The following is a 14351-nucleotide window of genomic DNA, read 5'->3' as shown; positions in this document are numbered from 1 at the left end:
CGATTAAGCAGAATGAGCCTAAACCGGCAAATTTTGCCCATTTAATGAAAAAGTATATAAGCAGATTCCCCGACTTGAACCCATGAATAAGTATGTCGTGAAATGTCCAGAGTGTGGACAAGTCAGGGATCCGTATGCATTACATTGCCCTAATGACGATGCATTGCTGCGTACAGAGTATTCTAAGAAACAGATAGAACCGACAGACATGCCTGGCATATGGAGATATTACGACTGGCTGCCTGTAAACGGTATTATAGAGGAAGGTTCCGGCAGACCTGTGACATACAAAAGTGAGGGGTTTGCAAAAGAACTTGGAGTAAAGGACCTGAACATCACTTTCAACGGCTACTGGCCTGAAAAAGAGGCTTTCATAAGAACATGTAGCTTCAAGGACCTTGAGTCCTTCCCCACAATGCAACGCTTGATAGAAAATAATGAAGACCGGATAATGGTGGTTGCATCTGCCGGCAACACTGCCAGGGCCTTTGCACATGTGGCATCCATAACAGGACAAAAATTACTGCTGATAGTACCAAAGAACAGCACACACCGGGTCTGGACAACGAACGATGAAACTTCCTCTATCTGCACGGTAACCGTGGACGGGGACTACTATCAGGCTATTGTAATGGCAGAAAAGATAGCATCAAGAGATGAATTTGTAAGCGAGGGCGGTGCCCGCAACATTGCCAGAAGGGATGGAATGGGAACCGTGATGCTGGATGCAGTACTTACGACCGGAAGCCTGCCACAACACTATTTCCAGGCAGTGGGCAGCGGAACAGGCGGGATCTCGGCCTGGGAAGCATCGATGAGGCTCCTTGAGGACGGACGCTTCGGAAACAACATGCCGCGATTACATCTTGCACAGAACCTGCCATGTGCACCACTCTACTCATTGTGGACAGGTATTGAACTTACAGGATGCTGTCCTGAAGAAATGCATGATGATGTGCTCTACAACAGGAAACCGCCATATTCAGCAAGTGGCGGGGTAAAAGATGCACTGGATGACACGAACGGGATGATCTACGGGATCACTAACAAGGAAGCTGAGGCCGCACAGAAGCTCTTCGAAGAGAGCGAAGGTATCGACATACTACCGGCACCAGCTGTTGCCTGTGCTGCACTGATCAGGGCAGTGGATGCAGGCGAGGTCAAACCTGATGAGCAGATCGTACTGAACATAACCGGAGGGGGGCTAAAACGATTACAAGAAGCATTGTCTACAAAGCAACTGGGCGTCGATCTTACCGTATCCCAAACAGATCCGGATGCAGAGAAAAAGATACTGGAAAAGGTTTCCGAACTTTTCAGTAAAGGAGGTTACTTAAAATGAGCAATTCTATCAAGCTGACGATCATCGGAGGCGTTAACAAAGATGGTACAAAAGAACAGGTGGACAGGATCGAAGTGAATCCCGGAGACATACTTGGAATAGTCGGTCCCACAGGCTCTGGAAAAAGTACACTTATTGATGATATCGAGCAACTGGCACAGGGAGACACACCAACCGAACGCAGGATACTTATCAATGACGAAGAACCGGATGCAAAAATGAGGGTTGACCCACGCCTGAAACTTATAGCACAGCTTTCACAGAACATGCATTTCCTTGCTGATATGAGCGTTTCTGAATTTCTGCAAATGCATGCCAGAAGCCGGGGAAAAGATCCCGAGCTTATGCACAAGGTCGTCGAACTGGCAAACACCCTTACAGGAGAACCCATCCATGAGAGTGACCAGCTTACCGTCCTGAGTGGTGGCCAGTCACGTTCCCTGATGACCGCAGATATAGCAGTGATCAGCGATTCACCCATAGTGCTTATCGATGAGATCGAGAACGCAGGAATTAAAAAACAGGACGCTTTGGCCCTTCTTGCAGGTGAAGGGAAGATCGTAGTTGTAGTTACACACGACCCTGTACTGGCACTTATGGCATCCCGCAGGATAGTCATAAAGAACGGGGGAATGTCCGATATAATCACGACAAGCACTGAAGAGAAGAATGTCGGGAATCGTGTCTCAGAAGTTGATAACTGGATGATGGACCTTCGCGAGATCATTCGACGAGGGGAGATCGTGGAAGGTGTTGTATGAAACTCGTAGTTGTTGCAGGAACCCCTGGTTCCGGAAAAACGTCCGTATTATTGCATACCATAAAGGCCTTGAAAAGACGTGGCAACAAGCCTGCAGTAGTCAAGGTCGACTGTCTCTGGACAGATGATGACAAGAGGTTTGGAAGGCTTGATGTGCCAATTCGGGTAGGTCTTGCAAAGGATATGTGCCCTGACCATTTTACCATCTATAATACAGAACCTATGCTGCAATGGGCAGAAGAAGAGGGTGCCAACATCCTGCTCAATGAGACCGCCGGACTGTGCTTAAGATGTGCACCATATCCCGATTCATGTTTAGCGGTCTGTGTCATCGACGTGACCACCGGTCCGAACACACCTTTGAAAGTAGGACCGCTACTGACAACTGCAGATATTGTGGTCATGACAAAGGGCGACATCGTCTCACAGGCAGAACGTGAGGTTTTCAGGGAAAGAGTACTGGAAGTTAACCCTGATTCTCTTGTGGTAGAAGCTAACGGACTTAGCGGAAAAGGTGCCATCGAACTTGCAGAGCTCATCGAGGATGGAGTTGAAGCAGGAGAAGATATGGTACTCAGGTATAACCCACCACTCGCCATCTGTACCCTTTGTAGCGGTGAAAAACGCGTTGGACGCAAATACCACATGGGAGTTCTTCGCCACCTTGACGGATTCATGGAATATAAGGGGGAGTGATCAATGGAAGGGATACTTGAGCTGCTTCCCGGATATAATTGCGGCAAATGCGGATACAATCAATGCCGTGATCTTGCAGAGAATATGAGAAAGGCCGAGGACATAGGCCTCTGCCCTTTCATGGGGAAACAACAGTTCTCTGAGAACAGGAAGAAGCTAAAGGAACTGTTGAAGGACAGGTCTGACGGTACGAATATTATTGGTGTGATCGATGGTCTCGAAGCAGACTTCACCCTTGCGCCACTGACCGGTGAACCATCATGCAGGGAAGACATTCATCCTATCGACGGCACCGAGTTCAAAGCAGGTGATCTCGTACGATACCGACCACTTGGTTGCCCTATAACTCATTTCGCAAAGGTCATTAAAGCATCCCGTGGAATGAACACCATCCACATGGTGGGTCCGCTGCAGCGTCTTGGAAATGAAAATGTTGAATTTCTCGATGCAGGGATATGCCTGATATTCGCTTTTGACGGTAAGGTAGAAAAAGGACGTATTCCAAGAGTAGGTGAGACCGTGAAGTTCATCCCCACGCATTGCATGATGCAGAAAGTGCATTCCGGTATCGTCGTGGGAGTAGAGGAAAGGAACGTCAGGATCGAAGCTATCGACCTGAAAGTATGGTGAGAAAATGGATCCAAGCACATCGGTATTCAATGGTATGAGGATGACAGGAATCGACCTTGTTGTCAGTGTACCCTGCATCAACCTGAAGGATATACTTCCGATGATCGACAGTGATCCTTCCATGATCCACGTGCCTGTGACCCGTGAAGAAGAAGGTGTGGGCATCTGTGCCGGCGCTTACATGGGAGGAAAGATCCCTGCAATGCTCATGCAGAATTCCGGGCTCGGAAACTCCATCAACGCACTTGCATCTCTTAACAAACTATTCCACATCCCCCTGCTGTTGATCGTGAGCCACAGGGGCGTAGAAGGTGAAACGATCTGTGCCCAGGTACCCATGGGTCAGCTTACAACCTCTTTGCTTGATGCACTTGATATACCATATGTCGTGCCTACCATTGACAATGTGGAAGAAACAATACTTCATGCATGGGCGATCGCATCTGAAAAGGGGCGACCTGTTGCAGTCCTTCTCGAGATTGGTTTCTGGGAGGGAGAATGAAACGCATAGACGTGATCTCCATGATCGCCAGGAAGGCAGAAGAGAAGAATTCCCTCATCGTGTGCAATATTGGATTACCTTCAAGGGAACTGCACCACGTGAAGGACAGAACCGGGAACTTCTACATGCTTGGTTCCATGGGACTTGCATCTTCCATTGGTCTCGGGCTTTCTCTCTCAGTTCCAAAAAGACATATTATTGCAATTGACGGAGATGGTTCTGTTCTCATGAACATGGGCAGTCTGGCAACCATTGCACACCAGAGACCTGAGAACTACCTGCTTGTTGTGATAGACAACGGCACATACGGTTCGACCGGAGACCAGCCTACAGCTACATCCCTTGGAACTGACCTTGGTGCTGTTGCAAGGGGAGCAGGGGTACAGGAAGTTCATACTGCAGACAATGAAAATGAGATTGAACATATACTCAAAAAAATTGACAGGGGAGTGATAGTTGTACGTGTGGATGCCGGAAATGCATCTGTACCCGTGATCGGCCTGTCCCCTGAAGAGATAATCGAGCGTTTCATGGCTGAATGTGCTCGACCATCTGAGTCAGTCTGAAAGAGCCTTCAAGGATCTTTTCTTTTAATTTTTCTGAAAGCTCCAAAGCCCTTTTCTTGTCAGACTGGCGTAGGACGATAGGAACGTTCGCCGAATGGCCACCGAGCTCGAAATTGATGGAGCCCATCTTACCGGTGAATACATCTCCCACACACAACGTTGTGCATAGCCCACAGTTAAAGCATGCATACCTGTCAAGCTTCACTTTGTATTCATCAAAGCTTATAGCAGCCATGGGACATTGTTCCTTAGGCTCACATACAGCACAATTGATGCATTCCTTCGGATCGAACTTTACTTCCAGATCCACATCTTCCCACACGTCACCATAAGTGGAATAACCCACACATGCCCTTTTGTCCACGGCCATTACTGACATCTTGAGCTGCCTGTCACGCTCTGCTATTGCATCCATTACTGAAGGATCGGTCACAGCTATGGGCACTGCCCATGAAACTATACATTCCGGACCTGCTGATGTGAAAAAACCACCCATGTATTCAGGGTCCATGTCATGCATATCCGCAAAGGCCGTCAGGTTTGGTTTCTCTTTCGCACTACGAGTCCCAGATCCCAGTATGAACCCTTCTGAACCGTTCATGAGGATGCGTGTTCCCACACCGATGGATCGCAGCAACGGATCGTTCTTCACAGGATTTATCTGCCCACATCCGGAGATCGTGGCCTCTGTAAGCCTTGGTCCGAAGTCCATTGCATGGAATATGGAAGATACCGGGTCATCTGAGGTGTTAACAAAAGCGGAATAGTTCTTGAAAGCGTGACGGGTACCATACATCATGGCATATGGCATATCACCAAGTGTCACTTGTGTCGTGAAGGTAACATCGCTATCTGTAACGACCTTTACGTCCACAGGATTCCCTGCTGCAAGGTCACGGAAGAGATGTCCTGCACCATAATGATGGTCGTCAAGACTGTGATCGGTACCAAAAAGCATCAGGTCAAGGATACCCAGCCTTTCATTGGGACATGGACCTACATGGGCAGGAACCCCGTTCATATAGACTTCCTTCGCACGCAGGAAACTGCAGGGTGCATCCACCGGGAAAGATAGTATTGCATAGGTCCCGCTCATAATAGCACGTGTTGCTGCTGTCACAACATCCACTTTTTCGATATTTTCCCCGCGGTCTGCAAGTTCACAGACCTCCTGTGCAGTAAGCACAATAGCTTCACCTTTTCCGATGCTTTCGTTTATACTTTCAATGCTACGTTCCATATTAACCCCTCCATGTTACTTATTTCACATCCCCACCTGCAAATAACGGATCTACTTTTGAGATCATTTCCGGCGTACCCATCAGTACGACCACGTCACCCGAGATCAGGGAGATATTAGCATCCGGACTTGCAAGAATTTCCGAGTTCCTGCGGATCGCAAGTATTGTGACGCCATATTTTTTCCTCAGACCAAGCTGGGAAAGTGTTTTGCCGACCACATATGAAGATGACCTCACCCTTACATTCGTAATGTTCATTTCCGGAATATCAACTTCCATGTCATAGATGTTCATTGTACCTGACAACGTCCTGAACATCTCATAACCGTCCGAGCGTATCTCTGAAACTAATTTGTCGATCTCATCCTTTGGAATAAGATATCTCTTCATCAGTCTTACGAATATCTCGATGGATGTCTCAAACTCCTCAGGAATGACCTCATTTGCACCCAGTCCATACAGAGGTTCCATTTCCTGCAGATACTGTGTACGCGTAATAATGTGCAGATTCGGATTTAATTTCCGGGAAAGTGCAACCGTTCTTCTGGTTCCCGCCGGATCGGATATACATACCACAAGTACCCTTGCATTCTTGATATCCGCATGCTCCAGTACACCTTTCTGAGAAGAATCCCCATAATAGACCAATTCACCCTTTAGCTGTTCCTTTCTCACCGTTTCCGGATTTGTATCGAGAATGATATAAGGAATTCCTGCCACTGTTGCTGCCTTTGCAACGGTTCTGCCATTGAACCCGAATCCTGCAATGATCAGATGGTCTTCAAGATGGGTCTTTTTATCCAGAACATCCATCATCGCCCCGGGGTGGAAGCCACATTTGAGCTTTGATGGCAGAGGAAGGTTCACTACCCGGTCTGCAATCCTGGGTGAAAGCGACATGACAGATGAAGTAACTGCCATTGTAAGGATGGAGACCACAAGGAACAGCTGGTACACATCCTGATCAAGGATACCAAATTCCAGACCGAACCTGGACAGAACGAATGAGAACTCACCAACCTGTGCAAGTGCAAGTCCGCCCAGAACCGCAGTACGCAGAGGGAAGCCGAGTAAGTATGAGGCCAGGCCGGCTATAACTGATTTTAACAGCAGTACCCCGACAGCCACAAGTATGAACAACACCGGGTTCTCAAAGAAATGACCAATGTCAAGCAGCATCCCTATGGAAATGAAGAAAAAGCTCATGAAAATATCACGGAAAGGAATGAGATTACTAAGTGCCTGATGGCTGTACTCGGACTCAGAAATGATCAATCCTGCAAGGAAAGCACCCAATGCCAGGGACAGGCCCATGCTGGATGTCAGCCATGCGACCGAAAGACATACAACAATGATGCTCAGGAAGAAAAGCTCTGAATCGCGGGTCTTTGTGATCTGATAGAGAACGGTTGGAACGATCCACTTCGCACTGACCATAACCAGAACGACCAGGCCTATACCTTTTGCAATTATGGGAAGGAGTGCTGCATCCCCTGTAGAACTCACCCCTGCTAAGAACGGTGTCACCAGTATCATTGGAACCACAATAACATCCTGATAAAGCAGAATTGCAAGAGACAGACGTCCATGCGGAGCATGCAACTCACCCCTCTTCTGCAAAAGCTTGAGCACGATAGCCGTACTACTAAGAGAGAACAAAAAACCAATAAAAACGGATTCCGCAAAACCGGACCCGATCCAGGAAGATATGAAATAGACAACTGCTATTGTAAGCAGCACCTGTATAGAACCGCCAATAATAACAGCCCGTTTCATGCCCCAGAGATCCTTTAACGATAGCTCGACACCGATCGTAAAAAGCAACAGTACGATACCAATCTCGGCAAGTACTTCTACTTCTTCAATAGCATCTATGAGACCATAACCATGAGGTCCTAATAACATGCCCGTGAAAAGAAATCCGACGATTATGGGTATATGAAGACGGTGACAGAAATAAAGGATGGCAATGGACAAACCGAAAATTATAGTAAGATTATTTATTATGAAAGATTCCATCAAGCCTTCCCCCGAATAAATATCAGAGAGATTCTAATGTTAACCTCTGTTTCAGGTAATATATATGATAATAAGATAATGAAATAGATAAAAAGATAGGTCATATTAGAGATATGACCATCTTGATCTGAAAGTATCAGGAGCTCTCTACACCAAGAAGGCTTGCGAGTTCCAGGCCTTCACTTCCAAACTCTGAAAGCTGGTCGAACAATTCGGCCTTGCCAACATATTTCTCGGTTCGGGTCCCATCCGTCTGCTCGATCTTTATTGTGATCTCGCCATCAACATAACCTCTATCAATGCATTCGTTAATGATCTCCGTGAACTGCTCAGCTATTAGTTTCAGGCAATCAAATGTCTGGTTGTTACGAATAGCATCTTCACCATCAAGCATAAGCCTGACAAGGGTCTTCTTCTTAACATGGGACCTGATATAGTTTCTAAGAGCATCCAGCATTGATTTGACATGCTCTTCTTTGACAGAGTTCATGAGTGCGGGGTCTGCTGTGACCTCATTGCCATCATAATATATCTCAAGGGCATCTTCACCCATATCCACCTTTAAGCGCTTGCTTGCTTTCTTGTTAACGAATGTAGCACTAATGTGATGATCATCAAAATCCAAAGATGACAGAAGGAGATCGGAAACGTCTTCCAGCTTCACTTTATCTTCCTTGTATATGATACCGGATCTTGTCCAGGTAGGTAAAAAGAGAGTGCCATAGAGCCCCCTTATGGTGATCGTATTATCGGTGAAGGTCAGTTCGGACTCATATTCCATTCCAACAACAGTTGACGTCAGCTTACCTCTCAGAACATTTCGGTCCATTGAAGCAAAATACTTTTCCGTGATCCCATAAATGCCACCTTCAAAAAACGGATTGAGTATGGAGAGGATCTGTTTTTCCACATCATCCAGTCCGCCATCTATATCCTTGTTAATGATCTCGATCTCGGAAAGCATGGCACCTGAACTCTTGTTGAAAGAAGTTTCACATGCATCAAGAATAGAGTTCCTGTAATCAAGGAGATCTTTTTCTTCAACTTCTCCGGTGATGCTGTCAATGAAATCCAGGATCTTACTATTGATGAACTCCAGTTCTTCAGACCCGTTTTCCAGAGATATGCGCCTGCTGATTAGATCTGCATTATTCTCAATGGAAGCGTTCTCAATAGGAAGAACTTTTCTTGATGTATCAACAAAATCCTGAAGATCCTGTATAACATCTCTCTGGATGGATAATTCATTAGAATCTTGAAATGTATATCTCATGTGGTTCCCCAATTCGACTAATTCTCATTGAGTTAATTCTTATAGTGCAAACGATAAATAGGTTACGTAGGCAACAGTGATTCTGCTGCCCCTACCACATTATCCAAGAACTGCCCTTACGGGGTCAAGTATCTCATTGAGGTACTTGCCGGCACCGTTCTTCAGGTCCATTGGATGAAGACTTCCGTCTGCAAACACAGTCTCAAGGTCTGCATAGCTCTTGCAAACAAGGTCACCGCCAAACTTTTCCGGCCTTTCGAAGACGATCTCATCATAGCGAGGCATTATGTGATACTTGAATAGCTCAAGCATCGGATTATCTTCAACAACACCTGCAGGACAGAAGGCTTTCTTAAGTTTCTTCTTTATGGATGCTTCATCATCGTCCACTGAAATGTAGTTCTCGTTAGATGATGACATCTTGGTACCGTCCAGTCCTAGAAGTATTGGGGTATGGATACAGAGCGGAGCTTTGAAGCCAAGTCCTGGAAGGCCTTCTCTTGCAAGCATGTGGATCTTTCTCTGGTCGATGCCACCTACTGCGACATCAACTCCGAGAAGCGCAATATCGACAGCCTGCATGATCGGGTAGACCATCTGGGAAACCTTAGGATCTTCCATCTTCCTTCCCACCTCATCCATGCTTCTCTTTGCCCTGTTCAGTGAAGTGGACTGGGTGAGCTTGAGCACATTGAGCATGTAGTCAGGAGAAAGCTGGAAATCAGAGCCATATACGAAATTCGTTCTTTCCGGATCCAGTCCGAGTGCAAGGAAACATTCCTTATTGTAGTCCGCGGTCTTGCGCACCTCTTCCATCGTACCTTTCTGGTTCAGGTAGGCATGGACATCCGCAAGAAGGATAGTGATCTCAAACCCTGCTTTCTGAAGGTCCATTAACTTGTTCACAGTAAGAACGTGACCCATGTGGACCTTCCCACTAGGTTCGTAGCCGGCATATGCTGAAGGGTGTTCCTTGGTCTCCAGCAATGTTGTAAGCTCCGCTTCTGTGACAATCTCCTGCACGTTTCTTTTTATAAGATCGATCTTTTCCATGAATTCACCTTCAATATCATAGTAGAATTTAAACGGATCACTATGAATGATGGGACTTTAAAGTCAGATCATCACCATATAGATTACGGTACATTAGTAACCAGCATAGAGTACTGTACATCAGTGACCCATAATATATTTTTTCAAAAAATCAGTCCCATCATCGGATGAGAACATAGGAATATCCCAATTCTGGACCACTTTGGTCCTTTTACTTCGGGTCCTTTCGTTTTTCACAGGGTCAAAACCGGTCTTATGGTACTCGGTCTTATGTATAACAACACCCCTTTTTTGCCATGGTGGGACCTTATCAAGATTTATGCCACGCTGAAATAGCATCTCATGTATGTCCTGCGCTTTCTTGCCCTTGATAGCAGCTGCAGCGTCCTTCTCACTCAAGCCTTCTGAACGCAGCGTGTAATATCCATATGAGCTGACACAGTTCCTCCAGGCCTCGTTCTGGCGCCAGACCAGATACTCCGGGACCTGCCCTTTCTCGATGGGAATGATCCTTGAGTCAAATGACACAGGCTCATCGAGGCCCATCTTAATAGTAAAAGCACTGCTAAGGTAGCTGGCGACCACTGAATCGAGCTTCTCCACCCTGCCATCAAAGGGAAGGTCGAAGAAAAGAATGCTCGCCTCGTCAGAAAAAGTATATGCTAACGCTGCACTCATTCCGCTTTTCTTGAAAAAAAGTTCCAGAGAATCTGCCATGGCAGATGCAAACCTTTCATCATACGGCTTTTCACAACCAAGCCGTGATAGCGTATGTTTGAACGTCCTGCCATCAACACGTATGATCACAGGAGGAATGCAACGCAGATCTGAATAGATCTCCCGCTGTTTCATGAGAAGGATCAGTCTTCTTTTTCTTCCTCTTTTGCAGGTTTCTTGAACCTTTTTACGATATCACGTATGAGGACAATGTCCCCTGTAGTTACCACCCAGCGGTATGGAAGGATGACCCCTCTTGTTGCAACATCGAAGATGTCACGGTTGATGTCTGAAAGAGCAAGGCCGGAAACGACCCTCTCATCCACATCAAAGACAAGATCGTTCACTTTTCCCACATACGTACCCTGATTCGTATACACATTTAATCCAAACAGTGATGTTATATCTGCGCGCATGATAGCCCCTGTTGTATTGATCTATTAAAATTGTAAATATGATTTACATGTTGATGATATATATAAAATGCGTACTCTTACGCCTTAAATCCTTCTAAATACCTGATATTAACAACGCATCATCCAACGCACCATAATTAAATAGAAGTATAGCTGAAAGGTTCGAAGGGGCAAAAGAACATGCTTACAAGCACCTACATACATATTCCCGGCATAGGGAAAACAATTGAAAAACGAATATGGGAAAGCGGACACTGCCAGTGGGACGAATACCTGGAAAACCAGGACTGCGTTTCAGTACCGGCAACGAGAAAAGAGAGGATCGAAAAGGGGATCAGTGAATCAAAAGATCACCTTGAGATGAGGGACTTCGAATACTTCGCGAACTGTCTCCCGGGTGCAGAACACTGGAGAGCTTTTGAGCATTTCTCGGATTCTGTCGCTTATGTTGATATTGAGACAACCGGCCTGTCTGCTAATAGTTCTTATATTACCGTGGTCGGGATCTACGACGGGAAGGATGCGAAAACGTATGTCAAAGGCATTGACCTTGATGACATCGTAGAAGAGCTGGAAAAATACGAGCTTCTGGTCTCCTTCAATGGGGCACGCTTCGACCTCCCATTCATCAAACACGAATTCCCGGAGATAAATTTCAACCAGCTTCATGTGGACCTTATGTATCCGCTGCGCCGCATTGGGCTCACGGGAGGGCTGAAGGCCATCGAGAAAATACTGGGGATCCAGCGAACTGATGAAACGGTCGATATCACCGGCTTCGATGCAGTCCGGCTCTGGCATGAATACGAGCGCGGAAGTGAGGAAGCACTGGACCTTCTTCTTGAATACAACCGGGAAGATATTGTTAACCTGAAGACCATTATCATGCAAACATACCCGCAGTTCATCGAAAGGACATTCCAGAAAGCCCTCGGAAAATGATAGTTATCGTCATTCTTTTCCTGCGATATACAAAGGATGATCAAGTATAATGAAACCGGACATATCCAACATTCCTAACCTGCCGGGCGTCTACCTGATGAAGGATGGTTCCGACAACATCATCTACATAGGAAAGGCAAAGTCCCTGAAGAAAAGGGTCAGCCAGTACTTCCAGTCCGGAAAGAACCATTCTTCAAAGACCAGGGCAATGGTCAGGAAGATCGAGGACATCGACTACATTGTCACCGATTCCGAAGTTGAGGCACTGATACTTGAGGCCAATCTTGTAAAGAAGAACAGGCCCCATTACAACATCGACCTGAAGGATGACAAACGGTATCCTTACGTAAAGGTCACGGTCAACAAGAAATTCCCGAGGATCTTCATAACACGCAAGAGGCTCATGGACGGGGCACTTTATTTCGGGCCCTATACCAACGTTAAGCCTGTACGCCGTACACTTGACATGATATCACAGGTGTTCAGGATAAAAAGGTGCAATCGCAAGATAGACGGGAAGAAATCGCGCCCGTGCCTTAATTATCACATCGGGCGCTGCTATGCTCCATGTAACGGTTCTATTTCCGAAGAAGAATATCGCAGGAACGTTATGGAGGCAGTGAAGTTCTTCAAAGGAGACACCTCGAGCATTCTTAATTCCCTCCAGCAAAAGATGCAGGAGCATGCAAAAGCGCAGGAGTTCGAAACTGCTGCTGCAGTGCGTGACCAGATAGCAGCCCTCAAAAGCCTGTCCGAGCAACAGACCGCCACCGCCGGCAACAATGACAGTGACCTGATAGCTACGGCTGCCGATGAGGATAATATTTTCGTGCAGATCTTCTACATCCGTGACGGGAACATGGTAGGCAAGGCCGACTTCTCACTTTCATGGGGAGATGCAGCGGGGGATATCTCCAAAATTGTCGCGGAGTTCATCAAGCAATATTATCAGGATGCGCCGGTGCCACCGGAGATCCTTGTGCAGTATCCCATACCTGAGAAGGAACTTATCACAAAATGGCTATCCGAAAAAGCATCGAGAAGCGTCCATGTACAGGTGCCTGCAAGAGGAGATAAGAAAAAACTACTTGACATGGCTGCAAGGAATGCGATCATGACAATGGAACAATCCCATATCAAGAGAAGTGACCGGGAGAATGCCCTGCAGGCACTGGTACAGCTTCGTGATGAACTTTCCCTGCCGACCCTTCCGGCACACATCGAGGGTTTTGACATATCCAACATATCAGGAACTGACGCTGTAGGATCACTTGTAGTTTTCAACAACGGCATGCCTGCAAAGGATAAGTACAGGCATTTCAATATCAAGACCGTAAAGGGTATCGATGATTTTGCCATGATGGCAGAAGTGGTCAAGCGCCGGTACAAAAAACAGAAAAATGAGGATAACAAACTACCTGACCTGATCCTCATCGACGGTGGACCGGGGCAGGTTGGTGCAGCAATGGGATCGCTCAGGGAACTGGGACTTGACATCCCACTGGTCGGACTGGCGAAACGATTCGAGCACATCATCGTCCCAAAGGAAGGCCAGGATGAGGTTGTCATACTTCCACACACTTCCGATGCGCTCAGGATGCTCATGCAGGTGAGGGATGAATCACATCGCTTTGCAGTTTCTTCACATCGGAGGAGACGTACTGCAAGGTTGTCCCATTCCGAACTGGATTCAATACCCGGCATCGGTTCATTCAGGAAAAAAGCCCTGTTGAACCATTTTGGGTCTATTGAGAAGATAAGACGAGCTTCTGTAGAGGAGCTTGCGGAAGTGGAAGGTATCAGCAAAGGGCTTGCTGAGAAGATAGTAGACCATTTCGTGAGCAAGCGGGATTGAACATGGAGAGTGTCCAAACTCGATACTAATACAGCCTCAGGCGTTATTCCCGGACAGATGAAAAAGAGACACACTGAACTCAGGCTTTGAAACTTAGATAGTATTTTATCTTATAAGACGAGAAGACTCCTTGCGTAAGCTGGGATGAAAGTCGTACTATCTACAATGTAACCGAAATATACTCCCCTTCACATTAACGTGAATTATATATGGTGTTAAATGGTATTATATATACGATGTTAAAAGCCTACAAGTATAGACTGTATCCAAAAAAAGAACAAGAAGTAATGTTCTTAAAACATATTGGGGCGTGTAGGTTTACATATAACTGGGCTTTGG

Annotated in this window: 15 protein-coding genes; 9 read left to right on the top strand and 6 right to left on the bottom strand. The window is 46.4% G+C overall.

Annotated features, from left to right (window positions below; all coding sequences use genetic code 11):
- Nucleotides 1-82 precede the first annotated feature (82 nt).
- The 6 genes from E7X56_RS05940 to comE are packed head-to-tail and all read left to right on the top strand — an operon-like array spanning nucleotide 83 to nucleotide 4496.
- Complete coding sequence (locus E7X56_RS05940; RefSeq protein ID WP_135605807.1) at nucleotides 83-1342, top strand: cysteate synthase; 1260 nt, start codon at nucleotides 83-85, stop codon at nucleotides 1340-1342.
- Nucleotides 1339-2103, top strand: coding sequence for an ATP-binding cassette domain-containing protein (locus E7X56_RS05935; protein ID WP_135605805.1), 765 nt, complete (start codon nucleotides 1339-1341; stop codon nucleotides 2101-2103). Before E7X56_RS05940 ends, E7X56_RS05935 begins: the two co-directional genes overlap by 4 nt.
- Nucleotides 2100-2798, top strand: a complete 699-nt coding sequence (locus tag E7X56_RS05930) for a GTP-binding protein (RefSeq protein ID WP_135605803.1) — start codon at nucleotides 2100-2102, stop codon at nucleotides 2796-2798. Before E7X56_RS05935 ends, E7X56_RS05930 begins: the two co-directional genes overlap by 4 nt.
- A gap of 3 nt (nucleotides 2799-2801) precedes the next feature.
- Nucleotides 2802-3428, top strand: a complete 627-nt coding sequence (locus E7X56_RS05925) for a (Fe-S)-binding protein (protein ID WP_135605800.1) — start codon at nucleotides 2802-2804, stop codon at nucleotides 3426-3428.
- 4 nt (nucleotides 3429-3432) lie between these two features.
- Nucleotides 3433-3930, top strand: a complete 498-nt coding sequence (comD, locus tag E7X56_RS05920; protein ID WP_135605798.1) for a sulfopyruvate decarboxylase subunit alpha — start codon at nucleotides 3433-3435, stop codon at nucleotides 3928-3930.
- Nucleotides 3927-4496, top strand: a complete 570-nt coding sequence (gene comE / locus E7X56_RS05915) for a sulfopyruvate decarboxylase subunit beta (protein ID WP_135605796.1) — start codon at nucleotides 3927-3929, stop codon at nucleotides 4494-4496. Before comD ends, comE begins: the two co-directional genes overlap by 4 nt.
- On the opposite strand, the gene E7X56_RS05910 is transcribed toward comE, so the two are convergent.
- From E7X56_RS05910 to E7X56_RS05885, 6 genes are all read right to left on the bottom strand, one after another.
- A complete protein-coding gene (locus E7X56_RS05910; RefSeq protein WP_135605794.1) occupies nucleotides 4459-5736 on the bottom strand; it encodes a methanogenesis marker 16 metalloprotein in 1278 nt (425 codons plus the stop codon). The two genes, comE and E7X56_RS05910, sit on opposite strands and share 38 nt — an antisense overlap.
- Nucleotides 5737-5755: 19 nt before the next feature.
- Nucleotides 5756-7756: a cation:proton antiporter gene (locus E7X56_RS05905; protein ID WP_135605792.1), complete on the bottom strand. Its 2001-nt coding sequence runs from the start codon at nucleotides 7754-7756 to the stop codon at nucleotides 5756-5758.
- A 136-nt stretch (nucleotides 7757-7892) separates the two neighbouring features.
- Complete coding sequence (locus E7X56_RS05900; RefSeq protein ID WP_135605790.1) at nucleotides 7893-9029, bottom strand: hypothetical protein; 1137 nt, start codon at nucleotides 9027-9029, stop codon at nucleotides 7893-7895.
- A 99-nt stretch (nucleotides 9030-9128) separates the two neighbouring features.
- Complete coding sequence (locus E7X56_RS05895; RefSeq protein WP_135605788.1) at nucleotides 9129-10082, bottom strand: tyrosine--tRNA ligase; 954 nt, start codon at nucleotides 10080-10082, stop codon at nucleotides 9129-9131.
- 120 nt (nucleotides 10083-10202) lie between these two features.
- Nucleotides 10203-10934 carry a tRNA(His) guanylyltransferase Thg1 family protein gene (locus E7X56_RS05890; protein ID WP_135605786.1) on the bottom strand — a complete coding sequence of 244 codons (732 nt, stop codon included), beginning with the start codon at nucleotides 10932-10934 and terminating at the stop codon, nucleotides 10203-10205.
- 8 nt (nucleotides 10935-10942) lie between these two features.
- Nucleotides 10943-11215 (bottom strand): PRC-barrel domain-containing protein, encoded by a 273-nt coding sequence (locus E7X56_RS05885; RefSeq protein ID WP_048195595.1) that lies wholly within the window; start codon nucleotides 11213-11215, stop codon nucleotides 10943-10945.
- A 180-nt stretch (nucleotides 11216-11395) separates the two neighbouring features.
- Between E7X56_RS05885 and E7X56_RS05880 the strand changes: the two genes are divergently transcribed.
- The 3 genes from E7X56_RS05880 to E7X56_RS05870 form a co-directional block, all read left to right on the top strand.
- Nucleotides 11396-12157 (top strand): ribonuclease H-like domain-containing protein, encoded by a 762-nt coding sequence (locus tag E7X56_RS05880; protein ID WP_135605784.1) that lies wholly within the window; start codon nucleotides 11396-11398, stop codon nucleotides 12155-12157.
- A 49-nt stretch (nucleotides 12158-12206) separates the two neighbouring features.
- Nucleotides 12207-14012 (top strand): excinuclease ABC subunit UvrC, encoded by a 1806-nt coding sequence (gene uvrC / locus E7X56_RS05875; RefSeq protein WP_135605782.1) that lies wholly within the window; start codon nucleotides 12207-12209, stop codon nucleotides 14010-14012.
- 236 nt (nucleotides 14013-14248) lie between these two features.
- Nucleotides 14249-14351, top strand: a 103-nt coding sequence (locus E7X56_RS05870; protein WP_135605780.1) for a helix-turn-helix domain-containing protein, incomplete at its 3' end; no start/stop codon positions are given.

The organism is Methanococcoides sp. NM1 (genome assembly GCF_900774285.1).
Lineage (GTDB): Archaea > Halobacteriota > Methanosarcinia > Methanosarcinales > Methanosarcinaceae > Methanococcoides > Methanococcoides vulcani.
This window is presented reverse-complemented; position numbering and strand designations above follow the sequence as displayed.